The following is a 21,057-nucleotide window of genomic DNA, read 5'->3' as shown; positions in this document are numbered from 1 at the left end:
TCGGGCAAGCCCCTGGCCGCCCTGTTTGGCTGTGCCGCAGCCGAGGTCGTGGAAGAAGATCGCGGCGACGAACGGGGTGCACGAGCGCGCGGAGCACGGAAGCGCGGGGCACACGCACTGACGTGCCGCTTCCCGCGGGGCGGTCTACGGTGGGCCCAGGTGCGTCGGCGTGTAGGGCCGGCCGGCGCGATGGCTGGCTGACGAAGGAGCCGGACGTGCTGAAGCCGGTGATCATCGAGGCACCGTCCGTACTCGGGCTGCGCCCGACCGGCGTCGAGGAACTGCCGGACGCGCTGCTCGACGCCGGTCTGGCTGAAGGGCTGGGCGCGGTGCGTGCGGGCCGCGTCGAACCACCCTCTTACGACCCGGAGCGGGACCCGGACACCGGCGTCCTGAACCCCGGCGGTATCGCCACGTACTCCACGGAGCTGGCCGACACCGTCGGCGGTGTCCTCGACGACGGCCGGTTCCCCGTCGTGCTCGGCGGCGACTGCAGCGTGCTGCTCGGCAATCTGCTCGCGCTGCGCCGCCGTGGCCGGCACGGTCTGCTGTTCCTCGACGGGCACACCGACTTCTACCAGCCGTCGGCGGAACCGGCCGGTGAGGTGGCCTCCATGGAACTCGCCCTCGCCACCGGGCGCGGCCCGCGCGTGCTGGCCGACCTGGAGGGCCTGGGCCCGCTGGTGCGGGACGAGGACGTCGTCGCGCTGGGGTTCCGGGACGCGGAGGAGTCGGCAGCGTACGGAATGCAGCCGCTGCCGTCGGCGTTGCACGCGCTGGAGCTGGACACCGTGCGGGCCCTGGGGGCGGGCGAGGCGGCCCGGCGTGCCGTCGGGCTGCTGACCGGCGACGGCGCGGGCGCCGGGTACTGGATCCACCTCGACGTCGACGTACTGGACGATGCCGTGATGCCCGCCGTCGACTACCGGCTCCCGGACGGGCTGACCTGGCAAGAGCTGGAGACCGTCCTGCGCACGGCCCTGTCCGGGGGCGGTGCCGTCGGCCTCACCGTCGCGATCTTCAACCCCCGTCTGGATCCCGACGGGGCGATCGCTCGGCGCCTCGGCGACTGTCTGGTGCGGGCGTTCGACAGGGACATCGCCTGACATCCGGACATACCTCGCGGGGAGCCGCGTATGCATCCTCGGCTGATGTCGCCCGACCCTATGATGTCCGCCAGATGGGTCGCACGGGGAGGTGACGGATGGGGCAGGCTCCCTCGACGGTGGTCCAACTGGCGTTGCTCGTCCTGGTCGTTCTGCCCGGGAGCATCTACCAGTTCCTGCGGGAGCGCTTCCGCGGCCCGGTACCGGGCGAGCGCGACCTGGGCGAGCGGGTGCTGCGCGCGCTCGCCGCGTCCGTCGTACTGGACTCCCTGTACTTGCTGTTGGCCGGGCCCCAGCTGGTGGCTCTCTTCCGTGGCTCGGGGTGGGACGCCCTGACGGAGCGGCCGCGCCTGACCGGGCTCCTGGCACTGGGGTTGTTCGTCGCCGTCCCGGCCGTGGCGGCGGGCTGCGTCTCGCAGTGGCAGCGCCGTCGGCTGCGGGCGAAGTACCAGAGCACGCCCACCGCCTGGGACCACATGTTCCGCTCCCGCGGCTCCTGTTTCGTGCGGCTGCGGCTGAAGGACGGGACGTGGGTCGGTGGGTGGTACGGAAGTGACTCCTACGCGACGTCCTATCCGCAGCCCGCCGAGCTCTTCCTCGAATCCGCCTGGCGGATGAACCCTGACGGCAGCTTCAGCCACCGCATCGGCCCGAGCGACGGCCTGTACGTCCGGGCGGGCGACGCCGACGTACTGGAGCTCCTCCACCCACCCCGACAGGAAGCGACACCGGAGACAGCATGTCCGACACCCCACCGCAGCGTCCCGCACTGACCCCGCTGGAGCTGGCGCTGCTCGCGGATCCGGACGGGGTCAGGGGTTACGCTCCGCGCGACCGGGTGGCCGAGCCGCAGCAGGCGCCGACGGAACCGGCCGGTGCATCGGAACGGCCCGCCGCCTCCGACGTACCGGACGGGACGCCCCCGGAGACCTCGGCCGACGCGTGAGCAGGACGCGTCGGTGTCCTCCCGGCGAGCAGCCGAGCGGCCCAGGCGCCTCCGCACGCCCCTCCCCCCTCCCCGCGCCTCTCGACGCGCCACTCACTCGCACTGGGACCTCATGGATCGCAACCAGCTCGTCGCCGACCTGACGAGCAGACTGGAACGGCTGGAAAGAGACGGAGACCTGGACGCGGTCCTCGGCGACGACGCGCTGATGGCCGTGTACCGGTTGCTGCCGCTGGCCACACGGCGCGCGGCGAACGGTGCCCTGCGCGTCTCCGATCCCGCGGCCGTCATCGAGATCGGCTTCCTCCACTGGTACCGCTATCTCGTCTCGCCCGAGCCGGACGGCGTGGGGGACTTCCGGAACGCGGTGGAGCTCTTCTCGTCCTTCTACCTCGTCACCCCCGACGTCCTGCCGAGGCCGCTGCGTTCCTACCTTGACGCTGTCGGTGGACTGGACTGGATACGGGCCAAGGGCCCCGACTGGCCGGGCCCCGCGTCGACCCTGGTGCAGTGGCTCACTCTCGAGAACGATCCGGCGTCGTACCGGGGCGCGTTCGAGGCGGTGGAGGTCCTCCGGTGCCGGCTGATACCCGGTGTCGAGCGTCTTCCGGACTACCCGTTGCGGCTGGCCCAGGTGGGAAAGGCCTACATGACGGCCTTCGCGCGGGGCAACCCCCAGTTCCTGGAGGCGGCGACCCGGCATCTGCGGCAGGCGGCCGAACGGATGGACGCGAGGCAGCCGGACTGGGCGACGGCCCAGGGTGACGCGGGGACCGCGTTACTCGTCCAGTACGGTCAGAGCCGGGACCGTGCCGACCTGGAAGCCGCCGTCGCACATCTCACCAAGGCGGTCGAACAGGGCGCCACGGAGCCGGCGGCATCGCTCACCAGCTGGCTGACCAACCTCGGTCTGGCCGAACGAGATCTGTACGACCTGTCGGAGGACCGCGCTCTGCTGGACAGGGCGATCGACCACCTGACGCGATCGGTCGACCGTCTGAGCGGGGAGGGACGAGCAGACGCGTCCCATCAGGAGCAGTCGTTCTCGGCTCGTCTCAACCTCGGGATCGTCCTGGCCCGTCGCTACCAGCAGCTGGGGGACGCCGAGGCCCTCGACTCAGCGATCGGACACCTCCGGCTGGTGGTGGACCAGACCTCCCCGGAACACCCGGAGTTCTCGACGGCTCTCGCCGGCCTCGCGGAGGCGCTTCAGTTCCGGTTCCGGCGGAAGCGGAACCGTGCCGACGTGGACGAGGTGATCGGCAGGCTCGGGGACATGGACTTCGAGAAGCCGTCCTCCTTCAACATACTCGGCCTCGCCTTCCTGGCGCGTCATCAGGAGTTCGGTCAGAAGCACGACCTGGACATGGCCATCGCCCACACCGAAGCGGCTCTCCATCTGACGAACGCGGACGATCACAGGCACCTCGGCTACACCATCAATCTGGCCAACGCCCTCCGCGCCCGTCACCAGACGGAGCAAGGGATCGACGATCTCGACAAAGCCATCTCGCGGTTGGGACAAGCGCTGGCGCAGGCCCGGCGCAACGATCCGAACGTGGGGCTGGCGCAGCTCCATCTCGGCCACCTCCTCAACGAGCGGGCCGGACTTCCCGCGGGTGAATCTCATCGAGCCGACGCTCAGGAAGCCTTCACCAAAGCGGCTGCCGCGCCGAGCCTCGGGGCGGCGTTCCGGCTCAACGCACAGTTCAGCCTGGCCAGGTCACTGGACGGCCAGGGCCGCCACCGGGAGGCCTGTGACGCCTACGAAGCAGCGATCGACCAGGTCCCCCGCCTGTTGCCCCGCGATCTCGGCAGAGTCGACGCCGAACAGCAGCTGGAGCACCTGCAGTTCCTTTCCGTGGACGCGGCCGCCTGCGCGCTGAAGACCGACGACCCGGCGCGGGCCCTGCGCTTCCTCGAACAGGGCCGCGGCATCCTCCTGTCACAGCTTCTCGAACTACGTCCCGATCTACGGGAGTTGCGCCTCCACGCCCCTGAACTCGCCGACCGCTTCGACGCGGCACGCCAACGCCTCGGCGCGGCATCACCGACGGCCGACAGACCACAGAACTGGGAGCACCGGCGGGCGGCGGCCCGGGACTGGGACGCGCTGCTCACCCGGATCCGCGCGCTGCCGGGGTTCACGGACTTCCTGGCAGCCCCCACGCTTCCGGACCTGCTGGAGGCCGCCGCCGACGGCCCAGTCGTCGTCGTCAACGTGGGCGAGCACCGAGCGGACGCTCTCCTCATACGCACGGACGGGATCCGCTGCGTTCCCCTGCCCGGCCTCAGCCGCGAAACCCTGCACCCGTTGGTCATCGAGTTCCTGCGTGCCCTGATGAACGTGGCGAATTCCGCGCTGTCCAGTGACCAGCGGCTCGCACTGCAGGACAACCTGACCGATGTACTCGGATGGCTGTGGGACGTCGTCTGCCACCCGGTCCTCACCACCCTGGGCATCACCGGCCGCCCCGCCCCGGGAACGCCACCGCCACGCGTCTGGTGGGTGCCCACCGGGCTGTTGACCCTTCTCCCCCTGCACGCCGCCGGACACCACCACACGAGGACGGCAGACGTCCCCGACACCGTGCTGGACCGAGTGACCTCGTCGTACGCGACGACCGTACGCGCCCTGTCCCATGCCCGCAGCAGGCCGGAGGCGCCGCCGTCCGGTGCCGCCTCCGACGCGACGCTCGCGGTCGCCATGACCGACACGCCGGGCCTGTCTCCGCTCCCTGGTGCGGACGCGGAGGTCGCGTCCATTCGGCGTCTGCTGCCCGGGACCCGGGTCCTCGCCGACAGCCGCGCCACACGCGACGGCGTGCTCGCCGCACTGGCACTGCACCGCAGGGTGCACTTCGCCTGCCATGCCGGCGGAGATCTGTCCGCCCCGTCCGACGCCCATCTCCGGTTGCACGACGGGCCGCTGTCGGTCGGTGACCTGCTGGGCCTGGACACCGGCGGTGGCGAGCTCGCGTTCCTGTCGGGCTGCGAGACCGCACGCGGTAGTGCCCGCCTGGCCGATGAGGTCATCCACGTCGGCTCCGCCTTCCAGCTCGCCGGTTTCCGGCACGTGGTGGCCACGCTCTGGCCCGCCCACGACCGGATCGGGCCGGAGCTGGTAAGGGACTTCTACGACGAGCTCGCGACCGCCGGGAAGCTGACCGGCCCGGCGGTATCGACCGCGCTCCACCGCGCCACACTCCAGCTCCGCGACCAGCTGCCCAACATGCCCTCCCTGTGGGCCCCGTTCATCCATCTCGGCCCCTGACTCCCGCGGAGACAGTGGCCCTGGCCTGCTACTTCGTGAGCTGCGACAGCTCCTGGTCGGCCGACTGCGACACCCGGCGGCGGATGCCGAACCAGCCCGCGACCAGCATGGCCGCGATCAGCGGGATGAGCAGGAGCGTCTTGCGGCCGACCTCGGTGTCGTTCCACATCATGCCGAGGCAGGCCAGCAGGAAGGCGATCGTGGTGATCTCCGTGACAGGGCTGCCGGGAAGGCGGAAGGAGGGCCGGTCGACCAGGCCCGCCCTGGCCCGGCGGACGAAGACCAGGTGGCAGATCATGATGATCACCCAGGTGCTGATGATGCCGAGCGAGGCGACGTTCAGCACGATCTCGAAGGCCTGGGCCGGCACGAGGAAGTTCAGGCCGACGCCGAGGACGCACACCGCGCAGGTCAGCAGGATGCCGCCGTAGGGAACCTGGCTGCGGTTCATGCGGGCGGTGAACTTCGGAGCGGAGCCGGCCATCGCCATCGAGCGCAGGATGCGGCCCGTGGAGTACAGGCCCGAGTTCAGCGAGGACATCGCCGCCGTCAGGACCACCAGGTTCATCACGTCGCCCGCCGCCGGGACGCCGATCTTCGACAGGACCGTGACGAAGGGGCTCTGGTCGGCCGAGTAGACCGAGCCGGGGAGCAGGAGCGCGAGGAGGACGACCGAGCCGACGTAGAAGAGGCCGACCCGCCACATGATCGAGTTCACCGCGCGCGGGACGACCTTCTCCGGCTCGGCGGTCTCGCCCGCGGCTACACCGACCAGCTCCAGCGCCGCGTACGCGAAGATCACGCCCTGCATGACGAGGACGACGGGCATCATGCCGTGCGGGAAGACGCCGCCGTTGTCGGTGATGACGCTCAGGCCGGGCGTCTGGCCGCCCACCTCCTGCTGGGTGGCGAGCAGGAAGATGCCGATGAGCATGAAGCCGACCAGCGTCGCGACCTTGATGATCGCGAACCAGAACTCCATCTCACCGAAGATCTTCACCGAGATCAGGTTCACGGCCAGCACGACCGCGAGGGCGGCCAGCGCGAGCACCCACTGCGGGATGTCGGTGAACAGGCTCCAGTAGTGCGTGTACAGCGCGATGGCGGTGATGTCGGCGATGCCGGTGGTCGACCAGTTCAGGAAGTACATCCAGCCGGCGACGTAGGCGCCCTTCTCGCCGAGGAACTCGCGCGCGTACGACACGAACGAGCCCGAGGAGGGGCGGTAGAGGACGAGCTCGCCGAGGGCCCTGACCACGAAGAAGGCGAAGATTCCGCAGACCAGGTAGGCGATCGCCAGGGCCGGGCCCGCGTTGTGGAGGCGACCGCCGGCGCCGAGGAAGAGGCCGGTGCCGATGGCCCCGCCGATGGCGATCATGTTGACGTGGCGGGCCTTGAGGTCCTTGCTGTAGCCGGCGTCGCCCGCGTCCGCCGGCACCTGGGCCGCATCGGTACGCGGCGTGGCCGCAGCCGTGTTCACGGCGTCCTTGCTCACGGGGGTACCACTCTCTGGTGCGCCCGAGCGGGTCTCGCTCAGGTGTCCGTACGTACGTGTGGTCCGCGCCCTCGATCAAGACGCAGACCAAGGGCACCTTCCCCCAGGGATCGCGGCTCACGCGGTGGTCTACGTCACAGAGCGTTACTTCTCACAGGGCACTCGCGCACCGTCCCGCCGACCACCGGAGGTTTCACAGCACTGGTGAGACAGCGATACTGCTGCACATGACGACCGACACCGGGGAACCGACCCTCACGATCGACGAACTGGCGGCCCGGGCCGGTGTCACGGTGCGCACGGTCCGTTTCTACGGGACGAAGGGGCTGCTGCCGCCGCCGGTGCTCGGCCCCCGGCGCGTGGGGCACTACGGGCGGGAGCACCTGGCCCGGCTGGCGCTGATCGAGGAGTTGCAGCACCAGGGCATGACGCTGGCGGGCATCGAGCGCTATCTGCGCCGGCTGCCGCCGGACCTGAGCGCGCACGACCTCGCCGTGCACCGGGCGGTGGTGGCCTCCTGGGCGCCGGACACGGTGGAGACGGTCACGCGGGAGGAGCTGCAGCGGCGGGCCGGGCGGCCGCTCGGCGACGAGGACGTCGAGCGGCTGGTCGCGATGGGTGTGCTCCAGCCCGCGGACGGCGGGTACGAGGCCGATCTCGGTCTGCTCCGGCTGGGCGTCGGGCTGCTGGACGTGCCGCTCTCCCCTGAGGCGATCTTCGCGGCGCGCACGGTTCTCGTCGAGCACGCGCGCGCCGCGGCCCGTGAACTCTCCCAGCTCTTTCGCAGCGAGGTGGCCGAGCGTGACGCGCGGGACGTGCGGTCCCTGTCGGCGCACATGCACCCCTTGGTGGTGCAGGCGCTCCTCACCGCGTTTCAGCGGTCGCTGAAGGAAGAGCTGGGCGAGTGGCTCACCGAGCCCTCGGAAGAGTCACGCTGAGTCGCTGAACCGCTCCCCCTTCTCCGCCTTCTCCACCAGCAGCGCGGGCGGCGTGAACCGGTCGCCGTAGCGCTCGGCGAGTTCACGCGCGCGTGCCACGAACCCGGGCAGGCCGCCCTCGTAGCCGTTGATGTACTGGAGCACGCCGCCGGTCCAGCCCGGGAAGCCGATGCCGAAGATGGAGCCGATGTTGGCGTCGGCGACGGAGGTCAGCACGCCTTCCTCCAGTAGCCGGACGGTGTCCAGCGCCTCGGAGAACAGCATGCGCTCCTGCATGTCCTCGAACGGGATCCGGTACCCCGGCTTGGTGAAGTGCTCACGCAGGCCCGGCCAGAGTGCGGTGCGCTTGCCGTCCTCCGCGTAGTCGTAGAAGCCGGCGCCGCCGCTGCGGCCCGTGCGGCCGAACTCGTCGACCATGCGGTCGATGACGGCCTCGGCGGGGTGGGCCGTCCAGGTGCCGCCCGCCTCCTCGACCGCCCGCTTCGTCTCGGCCCGGATCTTGCGGGGCAGGGTCAGCGTCAGCTCGTCCATCAGGGACAGCACCTTGGCCGGGTAGCCGGCCTGCGCGGCGGCCTGTTCGACCGAGGCGGGCTCCACGCCCTCGCCGACCATGGCGACGCCCTCGTTGATGAAGTGCCCGATGACGCGGGAGGTGAAGAAGCCGCGCGAGTCGTTGACGACGATCGGCGTCTTGTTGATCTGCCGGACCAGGTCGAAGGCTCGGGCCAGGGCCTCCTGCCCCGTGCGCTCGCCCTTGATGATCTCGACGAGCGGCATCTTGTCGACGGGCGAGAAGAAGTGCAGCCCGATGAAGTCGGCCTGGCGCTCGACGCCCTCGGCGAGCGCGGTGATGGGCAGCGTGGAGGTGTTGGAGCACAGCAGCGCGTCGGGCGCCACGACGTGCTGGATCTCCTGGAAGACCTTGTGCTTGAGGGACGTGTCCTCGAAGACGGCCTCGATGACGGCGTCGCAGCCGGCCAGGTCCCGTGCCTCGGCGGTGGGGATGATGCGGGCGAGCAGCGCATCCGCCTTCTCCTGCGTCGTACGGCCCTTGGCGACGGCCTTGGCGCACAGCTTCTCGGAGTAGCCCTTGCCCTTGAGGGCCGCCTCCAGGGAGACGTCCTTCAGGACGACGTCGATGCCGGCGCGGGCACAGGAGTAGGCGATGCCGGCGCCCATCATCCCGGCGCCGAGGACGGCGACCTTGCGGACCTGGCGGGGCTCGACGTCCTTGGGGCGGTTGGCGCCGGAGTTGACCGCCTGGAGGTCGAAGAAGAAGGCCTGGATCATGTTCTTCGACGTCTGCCCGGCCGCGAGTTCCACGAAGTAGCGGGCCTCGATGACCTGGGCGGTCTCGAAGTCGACCTGGGAGCCCTCGACGGCCGCGGCGAGGATGTTACGCGGGGCCGGGTAGGGGGCGCCGTTGGTCTGCTTGCGCAGCGTGGCCGGGAAGGCGGGCAGGTTCGCCGCGAATTTGGGGTTGGCCGGGGTGCCGCCGGGGATCTTGTACCCCGGCCTGTCCCAGGGCTGCTGCGACTCGGGGTTGGCGTCGATGAAGGCGCGGGCCTTGGCCAGCATGTCCTCCCGGGTGTCGGCCACCTCGTCGACGAGGCCGTTCTCCAGGGCGCGGCGCGGGTTGTACTGGGTGCCCTGGAGGAGGACCTTCAGCAGCGCGTCGGCGATACCGAGCAGGCGCACGGTGCGGACGACGCCGCCGCCTCCGGGCAGCAGGCCGAGGGTGACCTCGGGGCAGCCGATCTTGGAGCCGGGCGCGTCGAGGGCGATGCGGTGGTGGCAGGCCAGGGCGATCTCGTAACCGCCGCCGAGGGCCGCGCCGTTGAGCGCGGCGACGACCGGCTTGCCGAGGGTCTCGATGCGGCGCAGGTTCCGCTTGATCGCCATGCCGCCGTCGAACAGCTCCTGGGCCGTCTCGGGCGTGACGCGGATGAGGTCGCGCAGGTCGCCGCCGGCGAAGAAGGTCTTCTTCGCGGAGGTGATGATGACGCCCCGGATGGAGTCCTTCTCGGCCTCCAGGCGGTCGGTGACGGCGGCGAGGGAGTCGCGGAACGCCTGGTTCATGGTGTTCGCGGACTGGTTCGGGTCGTCGATGACGAGGGTGACGAGGCCGGTGCGGTCCTGTTCCCAGCGGATGGTGGTGGATTCAGTGCTCATGTGGAGGTGCTCCGTGTGATCCGTCGGGAGGGGGTCAGATGCGCTCGACGATGGTGGCGACGCCCATGCCGCCGCCGACGCACAGCGTGGCGAGGCCGTAGCGCTTGTCCTGGCGCTCCAGTTCGTCGACGAGGGTGCCGAGGATCATCGCGCCGGTCGCGCCGAGGGGGTGGCCGAGCGCGATCGCGCCGCCGTTGACGTTGACCTTGTCCAGGGACAGGCCCATGTCCTTCACGAAGCGCAGCACGACCGCCGCGAACGCCTCGTTGATCTCGACGAGGTCGATGTCGTCGATGGTGAGTCCGGCCTTGGCGAGGGCCTTGCGGGTGGCGGGGGCGGGGCCGGTGAGCATGATGGTCGGCTCGGAGCCCGAGACGGCGGCGGAGACGATCCGCGCGCGGGGCGTCAGGCCGCAGCGCTCGCCGACCTCCTTCGAGCCGATCGCGACGAGCGAGGCGCCGTCGACGATGCCCGAGGAGTTGCCCGCGTGGTGGACGTGGTCGATCTTCTCCACCCAGTGGTACTGCTGGAGCGCGACCGCGTCGAAGCCGCCGAGTTCGCCGATGTCCGCGAAGGACGGCTTCAGCTTGGCGAGGGAGTCGGCGGTGGTGCCGGGGCGCATGTGCTCGTCGTGGTCGAGGACGACGAGGCCGCTGCGGCGGTCCTTGACCGGGACGACGGACTTGTCGAAGCGGCCCTCCTTCCAGGCGGTGGCCGCCCGCTCCTGGGAGAGGGCCGCGTACTCGTCGACGTCCCGCCGGGAGAAGCCCTCGATGGTGGCGATCAGGTCGGCGCCGATGCCCTGCGGCACGAAGTTGACCTGGAGGTTGGTCATCGGGTCGTTGAACCAGGCGCCGCCGTCGGAGGCCATCGGCACCCGCGACATCGACTCGACACCGCCCGCGAGGACGAGGTCCTCCCAGCCCGAACGGACCTTGGCGGCGGCCAGGTTGACGGCCTCCAGGCCCGAGGCGCAGAAGCGGTTCTCCTGCACACCGGCCACCGTGTCGGGCAGCCCCGCGGCGATGGCGGCGATCCGGGCGATGTCGGAGCCCTGGTCGCCGACCGGGCCGACGACGCCGAGCACGATGTCGTCGACGGCGGCCGGGTCCAGGTCCGGGAACCGGGCGCGGATCTCGTGGATGAGCCCGACGACCAGGTCGATGGGCTTGGTGCCGTGCAGGGCGCCGCCTGCCTTGCCGCGCCCGCGCGGGGTGCGGATCGCGTCGTACACGTACGCTTCGGTGCTCACGAGGAGGCCTTTCGCTGAGGGTTGCGGGACGACGGAAGGAGCCCGGGGACGTCCCAGTCCCGGGCGACGTCCGCCGTGTCGGCGCCCGGCCGGGCCGGGCCGGTGCGGACGGAGGTCGGGGTCGCTGAGAAGCGGGGGGCCGGGGCGGGCTGGGTGATGCCGCCGTGGTCGGTGAAGGTGCCGCGGGCGGCCAGGTGCGGGTGGCGCGGTGCCTCGCGCAGCGACAGCACGGGCGCCACGCACGCGTCGGTGCCGTCGAAGACGGCCGTCCACTCGTCCCTGGTCCGGCTCTTGAAGCGGGCGGCGACCTGTTCGCGCAGTTCACCCCAGCGGGTGACGTCCTTGCGGGCGGCGGCCTGCTCCTCGATGCCGAGGAGGGCGAGGAACTCCTCGTAGAACTGCGGCTCCAGGGCGCCGACGGCCATGTACCGGCCGTCGGCCGTCTCGTACGTCCCGTAGTACGGGCAGCCGCCGTCCAGGAGGTTGGCGCCGCGGCGGTCCTGCCAGCCGCCGGCGGCGAGCATGCCGTGGATCATCGTGGCGAGGTGGGCGGTGCCGTCGACGATGGCGGCGTCGACGACCTGGCCGGTGCCGGTCGCGCGCGCGTGGTGCAGGGCGGCGAGGACGCCGACGACGAGGTAGAGGGAGCCGCCCGCGTAGTCGCCGAGCAGGTTGGCGGGGACCGCCGGCGGCTCGTCCGGGCGGCCGATCATGCCGAGCGTGCCGGTCGGGGCGATGTACGCGATGTCGTGCCCGGCGCGGTGGGCCAGCGGGCCGTCCTGGCCCCAGCCGGTCATCCGGCCGTAGACGAGGGCCGGGTTGCGGGCGTGGCAGGCCTCGGGGCCGACGCCGAGGCGCTCGGCGACGCCGGGGCGGTAGCCCTCGACCAGGACATCGGCGCGAGCGGCCAGGCCGAGCACCTGGTCCGGACCGTCCGGGGCCTTCAGGTCGACGAGCACCGAGCGCTTGTTGCGGTTGGTGACGTCGTACGCCGGGTCGATCGCGAGGCCGGGGCCGCCGGGGCGGTCCACGCGCACGACGTCGGCGCCGAGGTCGGCCAGGAGCATGGCCGCGAACGGGCCGGGCCCGATACCGGCCAGCTCGACGACGCGCACGCCGGTGAGCGGGCCCTGTTCTGGCGTCCTTGCCGTGGCCATCCAGCCCCCAGTGCTTGACACAAGTGATGTAACACCAGTGATGCTAAGAACACGTTCCACTCTTCACAAGAGCCGAACGAGCAAGCGCTTAGCAATCTGCCCGACGGGTCAGCTCCCGTCCAGCTCCGCTATCAGCCGCTTCGGCGCGATCACCCGGTAGCTGTCCTCCACCCAGTCGCAGAGCACCTCCGCGGCCGGGGCGCCCTGCCCCTCCAGGGGGATGCTCACCCAGCCCGCCTTGCCCAGGCCGTATCCGGCGGGCTCGACTCCGGGGCATGCCAGCGCGTGCGCGTGGGCCGTCTCGTCCTTGAGCTTCACCGTCACACCCAGGGGGTAACTGCCGTCCTCGACGCCGAGGAAGACGAACACCTTCTTGTTGACCTTGGCGACGGACTCACCCCAGGGGAACTCCTCGACGGCACCCGGCAGCCCCAGCGCGAACGCGCGCACTTTCTCCCACTTCTTCAGGGCATTCCTGGGCACGGCCATCGTCGTCCTCCGGGCTCGTCGTCGGGCTCCGCACTCCTCACGCTAGCCTCGGCCACCGACAGCGGCACGGGCTGCACGACCGAGGGGTGTCATGAGCAGGCTGAAAAGGACGGACCGTCCGTACGACATCGTGCTCTTCGGAGCCACGAGTTTCGCCGGAGCGCTCACCGCGGAGTACCTCGCGGCCCACGCGCCCGAGGGGCTGCGGTGGGCGATCGCGGGCCGCAGCGCGCAGAAGCTGGAGCGGCTGCGGGAGCGGCTGCCCGGCGGCGCGGAGGTCGGGGTGCTGCGGGCGGACGTCTCCGACCCGGCCTCGGTGCGCGCCCTCGCCGAGCAGGCGCGCGTGGTGGCCACGACCGTCGGCCCGTACGTCACGTACGGCGAGGAGCTCGTCGCCGCCTGCGCGGACACCGGGACCGACTACCTCGACCTCTGCGGCGAGCCCGAGTTCGTGGACCTGATGTACGTGAAGCACGACGCCCGCGCGCGGGAGACCGGGGCACGGCTGGTGCACGCCGCCGGGTTCGACTCGATCCCGCACGACCTGGGCGTGTACTTCACCGTGCAGCAGCTCCCGGAGGGCGTGCCGCTGACCGTGGAGGGCTTCGTCACCGCGGACGCGGCGTTCTCGGGCGGGACCTTCGCCTCCGCCCTCAACCAGTTCGCGCGGCAGCGGGAGATGGCGGCGGCCGCGCGGGACCGGCGGCGGCACGAGCCGCGGCTGGTGGGCCGGCGGGCGTCGGCGCCGGCGGGTGCGCCGCGGTTCGCCAGGGAGGTCGGCGCGTGGGCACTGCCGATGCCGACGATCGACCCGCAGATCGTGCGGCGGTCGGCCTCGGCCCTCGACCGGTACGGACCCGACTTCCGCTACCGGCAGTACGCGGCCGTCCGGCACCTGCCCGTCGCGGTGGGCGGGGTCGCGGCCGTCGGCGCCCTGGTGGCGGCGGCGCAGGTGCCGCCGGCGCGGCGCTGGTTGTCCGGCCGGCTCAGGCCCGGGGACGGGCCGAGCCCCGAGAAGCGGGCGAAGAGCTGGTTCTCCCTGCGCTTCGTGGGCGAGGGCGGCGGCCGGCGGGTGTACACGGAGGTCTCGGGCGGCGATCCCGGCTACGACGAGACGGCGAAGATGCTCGCCGAGTCGGCGCTGTGCCTGGCCTTCGACGGCCTTCCGAAAACGGCGGGGCAGGTCACCACGGCGGTGGCGATGGGCGACGCGCTGATCGGCCGGCTGCGCGCGGCGGGCATCCGCTTCCGCGTCGCGTCGACCCGCTGAAGGTCCTACAGCGGCCACTCGGCGATGGTGTAGATCATCCCGGCGATCCAGCCGAGCCCCGCCAGCACGGCGAGGATCAGCCCGATGGTGACGGCCCGCTCGACGGTCTGGGTCGGGCCGGCAACAGGCTTGGGGGCGCGGTGCGTTGTCATGCGCCCCAGCCTGCCGACGGGGGTGGGGGCCGGGCATCCGTACAGGTACTCAGAGCCGGTACTCAGATCTGCCGGCCCCGCCCGGGCAGGCCCGCTCCCCCGATTTGAGACTTTCCGCCTTCAGCTCCTGGCGACAGCTCGAAAAGTGCCAATGAGGAGTTCAATGAAACCCTTGAAGGTATGAAGTTTCTTCTCGAAGTCACCATGGACGACACGGCGTTGGCCGAGGACCCGGCGGGCGAACTGGGCAGGATCCTCAGGTACTGGGGCGGCAACCTGCGCCACTACGCGCTCCGGCCCGGGGACGGGGCGGTCATCTACGACTCGGAGTACCGCGAGGTGGGTCGCTGGAGTGTGGCCGATCAGGCCGAATAGGTCTCCCGCAGCGCCTTCCGGCACAGCGCGTCCGCCCTGCGCGTGGTCTCCGGGAGGCGGTACTCGGGGGTCAGCGCGAGGGTGTGGGCGCAGGCGTTCGCCAGGGTCACGCGGTGGCCGACGGAGACGAAGACCGGCTTGACGCCCTCGCGCGTGCGCAGGGCGCGGCCGACCTCCTCGGAGCCGGCGAGCAGCGCGGACGTACTGCCGCGCGGGGTGTCCGGGTCGCCGTGGGTGAAGGTGAACGGGTTCTTGGCGACGCCGATCGTGGGCAGTCCGGTCAGGACGCCGAGGTGGCTGGCGAGGCCGAAGCGGCGGGGGTGGGCGAGGCCGTAGCCGTCGCAGACCACCAGGCCGGGCGGACACGGGAGGGCGTCGAGGGCGGCGAGGACCGTGGGGATCTCGCGGAAGGCGAGCAGTCCGGGCACGTAGGGGAAGGAGACCCGGCCCACCGCCGTGGCCTCGGCGACGACGTCGAGGCTCGACGCGTCCAGGACGACCGCGGCCGCCGCGACGACATCGCGCTCGTCGTCGTAGGCGACGTCGACCCCCGTCACATGGCCCGTTCCGGGCGGCGGCCCCGGTTCGTCGAGGATCACGCGCTCGCGCAGCCGGTCCTGGACGGCGCGGGCCTGTTCCTCGGTGGCGGGCCAGTCCTCGGGGATGCGTACGGTCGTCATGGTGCCCCGAGCCTATGGGCTGATCCTTCCGGCTGCCGAGCCGGTGGGCAGCGCGAGGCCGGCGGGACCCTTGCGTCCCGCCGGCCTCGGGGGCGTGCTGCTCACTTGCCCAGCGCGCGCTGGAGCTGGCTCTTGTTCATGCTGGAACGGCCCTCGACGCCGCGGCGCTTGGCCTCCTGGTACAGCTGGTCGTAGGTGGGGCCCTGGGAACCCTGGCCCGACCGCTGGCCGCCGCGCTTGCCGGACGACATGTCCTTCGTCGAGGTGCGGCTGGCCGTCTTCGACTCGCCGGAGCGGGCGCGTTCCTTGTTCACCGTCCGCGAGGCGATCTCCTTGGCGCGGCCGGTGCTCTCGCCCCGGTCCTGCGCGCTCTTCTTGATGTGCTCGTACTGGCGCTCCCGCTTGGAGCTCGAACCGCGTGGCATGACCGCTCACTTCCTTTCGCCTTCAGTGAACGAGTACCCACACTGCCAACAATCAGGGCATACCGCGCGCTCAATGCTCCAGGCGGGCAACCCGCCCCTTCTCGCCGGCGGCCCAGCACCCTTGGTCCGGGGTGCAGTCGACGGTGTCGTAGGAACCGGTGTCGACCGTGCGCCAGGTGCGGCCGCCGTCCGTGGTGAGGTCGGTGCCGGTGGGGCCGACGGCGAGGGCGGCGGTACGGCTGTGCGGGAGCCAGGCGACGCCGGAACGGTAGGCGGGCGGGGGCGTGGCGGCGGGACGCCAGGTGCGGCCGCGGTCGCCGGTGTGCGCGGCGGCGTCCGGCGAGGGCCGGCCGGGGGTGAAGTCGCCGCCGACGGCCAGACCGTGGGTGCGGTCGCGGAAGGCCAGTGCGAAGACGCCGCGGGCCGGGTCGCCCGCCGGGAGGGGCGTGGTGGTGGCCGTCCAGGTGAGTCCCCGGTCGGCGGAGTGCAGCACGCGCGCGTGGGCGGCCCCGCCGGTGGCGAGCCAGACGTCCTTCGGCCCGGAGGCGACCAGGCACTGGCCGCTCGCGGCGAATCCGGCCTCGCCCTCCTGCGCGGCCGGCATGCCCTCGTTCGGCAGCACCTTCCACGACCGGCCGCCGTCGCGGGTCGACAGGATGCGGAACTTTCCGTCCACCGGGTCGCTCATCGCGAGGCCGTGACGGTGGTCGAAGAAGGTCAGGCAGTCGTAGAAGGCCTTCGGGTCGGTGTTGCGGAAGGACTCCGTCCAGGTCGCCCCGCCGTCGTCGGTGCGGTACACGCGGGACGCCTCGCCCTCGCCGATGGCCAGCACGACGGCCCGGCGCGCGTCGAACGCCTCGACGTCCCGGAACTGCACCTCCGCCGCGCCCGGGGGCGAGACGTTCCGCCAGGTGGCGCCGCCGTCGGTGGTGCGCAGGACGGTGCCGCCGGTCCCGGCGAGCCAGGCGGTGTTCCGGCTGACGGCGGCCAGACCGCGGAACCGTACGTCCGGGGTGCCGGTGTCCTTGAGTTCCCAGTGCGGCACCCGGCGCTGAGGCTCGTGCGCCTGCGCCGGTACGGCGGTCAGGGCCGCGAGTGCGACCAGTGCCGCCGCGCCCGCCGCCACTGCTGTCGCCCTGCTCCGTATCCGTCCCGTCGGTCGCGTGCTCCCCAAGCGCCTCATGGCCGGCGAAGCTAGCCCACCCCGAGGGTGCCGTCCAGAGGGCCTCGCCCGAGCCCCGGTGGTGCCACAAGTGCCCTGCGAGGCACAGCAGGAGAGCCACGTCACTCTCGTGCATGAACGCGGTGACAGAGGTCACTCGCACATCGTGTGCACGGATTGGCTGATTCCGTCGTCTCTTCCAGTGCCCGGCCTCATCGCCCGGAAGTGTCCCGTCCAGCCGTCAAAGGGAGCAAGGCGTTGTCCATCGTCATCGAGCAGCCCGTGGAGGCCCGCCTCGTCGCCGCCGCGCCGCGTATGCCGAGCATTCCCGCGACGCTCCACTACGACCGGCGTGATCCGTTCGCCGTCCGTATGACCTTCCCCGCCCCGGCCACGCTGGAGGGCGTCGAGGTCTGCTGGACCTTCTCCCGCGAGCTGCTCGCCGCGGGCCTGAAGAACGCCGAGGGCCACGGCGACGTGCGGGTGCGGCCGTACGGGTACGACCGCACGGTGCTGGAGTTCCACGCCCCCGAGGGCACCGCTGTGGTGCACGTCCGCTCCGGCGAGGTGCGCCGGTTCCTGGAGGCCACCAGCGAACTGGTGCCGGTCGGCCTGGAGCACCTCCAGCTCGACCTGGACCACGACCTGGCCGAGCTGATGCGGGACGCGTGCTGAGCTGAGGCGTGCTCGGCTAACGTGCCCGCTCCAGCAGGGCGTTGACCTCCCCGTAGTCGAGACCGTCGGCCAGTGACCGGTACGTCCCGGTGTCCAGCAGCTCCCGCGCGGCCCGGCGGACCAGGGCGTGGGCGGCCTGGGCGACGCCCGAGCCCACGCTGACCCGGGCGACGCCCAGGGCGGCCAGTTCGGCGACCATCGGTGCGCCGGGTCCCGCCATGACGTTCAGCGGCCCGTCGACGCCGTTCACCAGCTCCTTGACGGTCCCCGGGTCGACGGCCCCGGGGACGAAGATGCCGTCGGCTCCGGCGGCGCGGAAGGCCGCGGCCCGTTCCAGAGTGAGGTCCACTCCCCCGGCACCGCTGAGGAAGGTGTCGGTCCGGGCGTTGACGAACAGCGGCACGCCCGCCGCGTCGGCCGCCTCACGGACGGCAAAGATCCGCTCCGCCTGCTCGCCGGCGTCCCGCAGCGGACCGCCCGCTCCGGCGCCGTACAGCGCGTCCTCGATGTTCACCCCCACCACCCCCGCGGCAAGCACCGCGCGAACGGTATCGGCGAGACCCTCGGCGTCCTCGGCGTAGCCGCTCTCGATGTCCGCCGTCACAGGGACGGTCACGGCCTCCGCGATCCGGGCGACGGCGGCGAGGGCCGTGGCGCGGTCCACCCGCTCGCCGTCCGGCGCGCCGAGCGCCCAGACGAGCCCGGCGCTGGTCGTCGCCACCGCTGCGGCACCCGCGTCCTCGACGAGACGGGCACTCACCGCGTCCCACGCGTTGGGCAGGACGAGCGGAGTTCCGGGGATGTGCAGGGCGCGGAAGGCCAGGGCTCGATCGGTCTGGTTCGTCATGCGGGCAACTCAACCAGCGGCTGATGGGCCGTGGCCGGCAGGAATCCGACGTGGACGCGGGTCAGGGCGGCGCCGTGGCCGTCGCGGCCAGGGCCGTGCGGATCTCGTCGACGATCTCCCCGAGCCCGGGCGCCGACGCCACGGCACGCTCCGCCAGCTCCCGTACGCGCTGCTCGTGGGCGCCGACGTCCTTCGCGGGGAGCAGTTCCGCAGAGGCGGCCAGCGTCGCGACCGCCGCGTCCCGCTCGAAGACCCCGGCGACCGGCAGCGGGCCCCGGAGGATCTGACGCGTCTCCTCCCGCAGCGCCTGTACGGCGGCGCGGCGCTCCAGCTCGTACTCCACGGACGGGAACACCCCGAGTACCCGCTTCTTCTCCGCCCGCAGATACCCCTCGGCCACCAGTTGCTCCCGCACCGCGTCGAGGGTCACCCGCGACCGCAGCGTCACCCAGGTCCGCCAGGGGCGCGGGCACGACTCGCGGACGAGTTCCAGCAGCCCGTCGAGGACCGCGTCACCGGTACGGGAGTCCAGGTCGGCCGGCGTGGCGATGCCGTCCTCGTCGAGGAGCAGGCCGAGCCGGGCCAGCTCGGTGAGGGCACCGGCCCGTACCGGGCCGGACAGGTGGGCGGTACCGGTGCCCGCCGGCCGCGCGGGGTCCCAGGCCAGCAGGCAGAGCCGGGCCGGCAGCGAGAGCGGGCCGTCGGGCACGGGGTCCTCCTCGGGGCGGGAGATCGGGTCTCACGTTAATTCGTTGACAGGCCCGACGCCCGCTCGTACGTTGTACAGCGTCCTGTTGCCGCCGATTGGAGAAGGACGTTGCTCGTCTGAGGTCCTGAGACACCGCGTCACCCACAGCTGGTGTGTGCGCTGCGTGCGACCTCGGCGTTCGAGCCGTCCTCCGGTACAGGGCTTTATCTCTGCCCCCTGGAGCCCTCCTCCCTGGTCGCAGGTGTCTCGATACGCGTTTGCCCCTGACCGCATCAAGCAACCGCGAAAGAGGCCCGCATGCCTACTTCCATCACCGTCACCTCCCTCGCCTTCACCTGGCCCGACGGCACCCCCGTCTTCGAGGGCCTCGACGTCGCCTTCGGCCCGGGCCGGACCGGCCTGGTCGGCGTCAACGGGTCCGGGAAATCGACCCTGCTGAAGCTGATCGCCGGTGAACTCACCCCGGCCGACGGCACCGTCCGCGTGGCCGGCGAGGTCGGGTACCTCCCGCAGAACGTCACGCTCGACACCACCCTGCGCGTCGACGAGGCGCTCGGCATCGCCGACAAGCGGGCCGCCCTGCACGCCATCGAGGCGGGCGACGTCTGCGAGGCGCACTTCGAAACGGTCGGCGACGACTGGGACGTGGAGGAGCGCGCCGTGGCCACCCTCGGTGAACTCGGCCTCGGGCACGTCGAGTTGGACCGCACGATCGGCGAGGTGTCGGGCGGCGAGTCGGTGCTGCTGCGGCTGGCGTCGCTGCTGCTGCGCCGGCCCGACGTACTGCTGCTGGACGAGCCGACCAACAACCTCGACCTGTACGCCCGCAGGCGCCTGTACGCGGCCGTCGAGTCCTGGCCGGGCGTGATGGTCGTCGTCAGCCACGACCGGGAACTGCTGGACCTGGTCGACCAGATCGCGGACCTGCGCTCCGGCGAGATCACGTGGTACGGCGGCAACTACTCCGACTACGAGGAGGCCCTCGCCATCGAACAGGAGGCCGCCGAACGCATGGTGCGCGTCGCGGAGTCCGACTTCCGCAAGCAGAAGCGCGAACTGGCCGACGCCCAGATGAAGCTGGCCCGCCGCAAGCGGTACGGGCAGAAGATGTGGGACCAGAAGCGCGAGCCGAAGATCGTCATGGGAGCGCGCAAGCGCGCGGCGCAGGAATCCGCGGGCAAGCACCGGATCATGCACGAGGAGAAGCTCGCCGAGGCCAGGGAGCGGCTGGACGAGGCGGTGGACGCCGTACGGGACGACGACGAGATCCGTGTCGACCTGCCGTACACGGCCGTGCCACCGGGCCGCAACGTCCTGACCCTCCTGGATCTCCGGCTCCGGTACGGCGCCCGGGTGGACGGTGGTTTCGACCTGCGCGGACCCGAGCGGGTCGCGCTGATCGGGCGCAACGGCTCGGGCAAGACGACGCTGCTGCGCACGATCAGCGGGGAGCTCGCTCCGGAGTCGGGCGAGGTGACGGCGCACGTCCCGCTGCGGTTCCTGCCGCAGCGGCTCGACGTCCTCGACGGGGAGCTGACCGTCGCCGAGAACGTGGCCCGGTTCGCGCCGGGCGCCACCAACAACCGGGTCCGGGCGCGGCTGGCCCGCTTCCTGTTCCGGGGTGCCCGGGCCGACCAGAAGGCGGCGACCCTGTCCGGTGGCGAACGTTTCCGGGCGGCGCTGGCCGCGCTGATGCTGGCCGAGCCCGCACCACAGCTGCTCATGCTGGACGAGCCGACCAACAACCTCGACATGGCCAGTGTGCGGCAGCTGACCACGGCCCTGGAGTCGTACGAGGGGGCGCTGATCGTGGCCAGTCACGACGTGCCGTTCCTGGAGTCGATCGGCATCACGCGCTGGCTGCTGCTGGAGGACGGGGAACTGAAGGAAATCACGCCAGAGGCTGTCGGGTTTCCCGCCTAGCGTCGGTGGC

19 protein-coding genes and 2 pseudogenes are annotated in these 21,057 nt (G+C 71.7%); 10 read left to right on the top strand and 11 right to left on the bottom strand.

The genetic code is table 11. From position 1 onward, the window contains the following. Nucleotides 1–215 precede the first annotated feature (215 nt). From ACH4G3_RS05205 to ACH4G3_RS05190, 4 genes are all read left to right on the top strand, one after another. Nucleotides 216–1,106, top strand: a complete 891-nt coding sequence (locus tag ACH4G3_RS05205) for an arginase family protein (RefSeq protein WP_397623157.1) — start codon at nt 216–218, stop codon at nt 1,104–1,106. Nucleotides 1,107–1,204: 98 nt separating this feature from the next. After that, complete coding sequence (locus ACH4G3_RS05200; protein ID WP_397623156.1) at nt 1,205–1,879, top strand: DUF6338 family protein; 675 nt, start codon at nt 1,205–1,207, stop codon at nt 1,877–1,879. Next, nucleotides 1,846–2,052, top strand: coding sequence for a hypothetical protein (locus ACH4G3_RS05195; protein ID WP_397623155.1), 207 nt, complete (start codon nt 1,846–1,848; stop codon nt 2,050–2,052). Before ACH4G3_RS05200 ends, ACH4G3_RS05195 begins: the two co-directional genes overlap by 34 nt. A 112-nt stretch (nt 2,053–2,164) precedes the next feature. After that, on the top strand, nt 2,165–5,326 hold the full coding sequence (locus ACH4G3_RS05190) for a CHAT domain-containing protein (RefSeq protein WP_397623154.1): 3,162 nt from the start codon (nt 2,165–2,167) through the stop codon (nt 5,324–5,326). A gap of 28 nt (nt 5,327–5,354) precedes the next feature. Here ACH4G3_RS05190 and ACH4G3_RS05185 read toward each other — a convergent pair whose 3' ends face one another. Next, the gene (locus ACH4G3_RS05185; RefSeq protein ID WP_397623153.1) at nt 5,355–6,821 is read right to left on the bottom strand and encodes an amino acid permease; all 1,467 of its coding nucleotides are present in this window, start codon (nt 6,819–6,821) and stop codon (nt 5,355–5,357) included. A 227-nt stretch (nt 6,822–7,048) separates the two neighbouring features. Here ACH4G3_RS05185 and ACH4G3_RS05180 point away from each other — a divergent pair, with 227 nt between their 5' ends. Next, the gene (locus tag ACH4G3_RS05180) at nt 7,049–7,759 is read left to right on the top strand and encodes a MerR family transcriptional regulator (RefSeq protein WP_397623152.1); all 711 of its coding nucleotides are present in this window, start codon (nt 7,049–7,051) and stop codon (nt 7,757–7,759) included. On the opposite strand, the gene ACH4G3_RS05175 is transcribed toward ACH4G3_RS05180, so the two are convergent. The 4 genes from ACH4G3_RS05175 to ACH4G3_RS05160 form a co-directional block, all read right to left on the bottom strand. Beyond that, the gene (locus tag ACH4G3_RS05175) at nt 7,751–9,931 is read right to left on the bottom strand and encodes a 3-hydroxyacyl-CoA dehydrogenase NAD-binding domain-containing protein (RefSeq protein WP_397623151.1); all 2,181 of its coding nucleotides are present in this window, start codon (nt 9,929–9,931) and stop codon (nt 7,751–7,753) included. The two genes, ACH4G3_RS05180 and ACH4G3_RS05175, sit on opposite strands and share 9 nt — an antisense overlap. 34 nt (nt 9,932–9,965) lie before the next feature. Next, nucleotides 9,966–11,183: an acetyl-CoA C-acetyltransferase gene (locus tag ACH4G3_RS05170; RefSeq protein ID WP_397623150.1), complete on the bottom strand. Its 1,218-nt coding sequence runs from the start codon at nt 11,181–11,183 to the stop codon at nt 9,966–9,968. Further along, a complete protein-coding gene (locus ACH4G3_RS05165) occupies nt 11,180–12,340 on the bottom strand; it encodes a CaiB/BaiF CoA transferase family protein (protein ID WP_397623149.1) in 1,161 nt (386 codons plus the stop codon). The genes ACH4G3_RS05170 and ACH4G3_RS05165 overlap by 4 nt, the downstream gene beginning before the upstream one ends. Nucleotides 12,341–12,448: 108 nt before the next feature. After that, nucleotides 12,449–12,829, bottom strand: coding sequence for an MmcQ/YjbR family DNA-binding protein (locus ACH4G3_RS05160; RefSeq protein WP_397623148.1), 381 nt, complete (start codon nt 12,827–12,829; stop codon nt 12,449–12,451). A gap of 91 nt (nt 12,830–12,920) precedes the next feature. On the opposite strand from ACH4G3_RS05160, the gene ACH4G3_RS05155 reads away from it, so the two are divergent. Next, nucleotides 12,921–14,099 carry a saccharopine dehydrogenase family protein gene (locus ACH4G3_RS05155; RefSeq protein ID WP_397623147.1) on the top strand — a complete coding sequence of 393 codons (1,179 nt, stop codon included), beginning with the start codon at nt 12,921–12,923 and terminating at the stop codon, nt 14,097–14,099. A 5-nt stretch (nt 14,100–14,104) separates the two neighbouring features. On the opposite strand, the gene mmpA is transcribed toward ACH4G3_RS05155, so the two are convergent. Continuing rightward, complete coding sequence (gene mmpA / locus ACH4G3_RS05150; protein ID WP_010042861.1) at nt 14,105–14,251, bottom strand: morphogenic membrane protein MmpA; 147 nt, start codon at nt 14,249–14,251, stop codon at nt 14,105–14,107. A gap of 180 nt (nt 14,252–14,431) precedes the next feature. Between mmpA and ACH4G3_RS05145 the strand changes: the two genes are divergently transcribed. Then, on the top strand, nt 14,432–14,626 hold the full coding sequence (locus tag ACH4G3_RS05145; RefSeq protein ID WP_397623146.1) for a hypothetical protein: 195 nt from the start codon (nt 14,432–14,434) through the stop codon (nt 14,624–14,626). Here ACH4G3_RS05145 and ACH4G3_RS05140 read toward each other — a convergent pair. The 3 genes from ACH4G3_RS05140 to ACH4G3_RS05130 form a co-directional block, all read right to left on the bottom strand. Further along, nucleotides 14,614–15,306 (bottom strand): endonuclease V, encoded by a 693-nt coding sequence (locus tag ACH4G3_RS05140; protein ID WP_397623145.1) that lies wholly within the window; start codon nt 15,304–15,306, stop codon nt 14,614–14,616. The two genes, ACH4G3_RS05145 and ACH4G3_RS05140, sit on opposite strands and share 13 nt — an antisense overlap. 101 nt (nt 15,307–15,407) lie before the next feature. Next, entirely contained in the window at nt 15,408–15,731 is a 324-nt protein-coding gene (locus tag ACH4G3_RS05135) for a plasmid stabilization protein (protein WP_279541052.1), read from the bottom strand. Nucleotides 15,732–15,801: 70 nt separating this feature from the next. Further along, the gene (locus ACH4G3_RS05130) at nt 15,802–16,914 is read right to left on the bottom strand and encodes a WD40/YVTN/BNR-like repeat-containing protein (RefSeq protein WP_449657595.1); all 1,113 of its coding nucleotides are present in this window, start codon (nt 16,912–16,914) and stop codon (nt 15,802–15,804) included. 237 nt (nt 16,915–17,151) lie between these two features. Here ACH4G3_RS05130 and ACH4G3_RS05125 point away from each other — a divergent pair, with 237 nt between their 5' ends. After that, complete coding sequence (locus ACH4G3_RS05125; protein ID WP_020271762.1) at nt 17,152–17,568, top strand: spore wall synthesis regulator SsgD; 417 nt, start codon at nt 17,152–17,154, stop codon at nt 17,566–17,568. A gap of 16 nt (nt 17,569–17,584) precedes the next feature. On the opposite strand, the gene ACH4G3_RS05120 is transcribed toward ACH4G3_RS05125, so the two are convergent. Together ACH4G3_RS05120 and ACH4G3_RS05115 are read right to left on the bottom strand one after the other, a co-directional pair. Next, nucleotides 17,585–18,415, bottom strand: coding sequence for an isocitrate lyase/PEP mutase family protein (locus tag ACH4G3_RS05120; protein ID WP_397623143.1), 831 nt, complete (start codon nt 18,413–18,415; stop codon nt 17,585–17,587). Nucleotides 18,416–18,476: 61 nt separating this feature from the next. Further along, complete coding sequence (locus ACH4G3_RS05115) at nt 18,477–19,124, bottom strand: GOLPH3/VPS74 family protein (protein ID WP_397623142.1); 648 nt, start codon at nt 19,122–19,124, stop codon at nt 18,477–18,479. A 297-nt stretch (nt 19,125–19,421) separates the two neighbouring features. Between ACH4G3_RS05115 and ACH4G3_RS42365 the strand changes: the two are divergent. Continuing rightward, nucleotides 19,422–19,919: pseudogene (locus tag ACH4G3_RS42365) on the top strand (ATP-binding cassette domain-containing protein); the annotation flags it as partial. A gap of 588 nt (nt 19,920–20,507) precedes the next feature. Beyond that, nucleotides 20,508–21,047 (top strand): annotated as a pseudogene (locus ACH4G3_RS42360) (ATP-binding cassette domain-containing protein); the annotation flags it as partial. Between the last annotated feature and the right edge of the window lie 10 nt (nt 21,048–21,057).

This window comes from Streptomyces afghaniensis, from assembly GCF_044327915.1.
GTDB classification, from domain to species: Bacteria; Actinomycetota; Actinomycetes; order Streptomycetales; family Streptomycetaceae; genus Streptomyces; species Streptomyces afghaniensis.
Note: the sequence above shows the minus strand (reverse complement) of the source record. Positions and strands in the feature narration are given on the sequence as shown.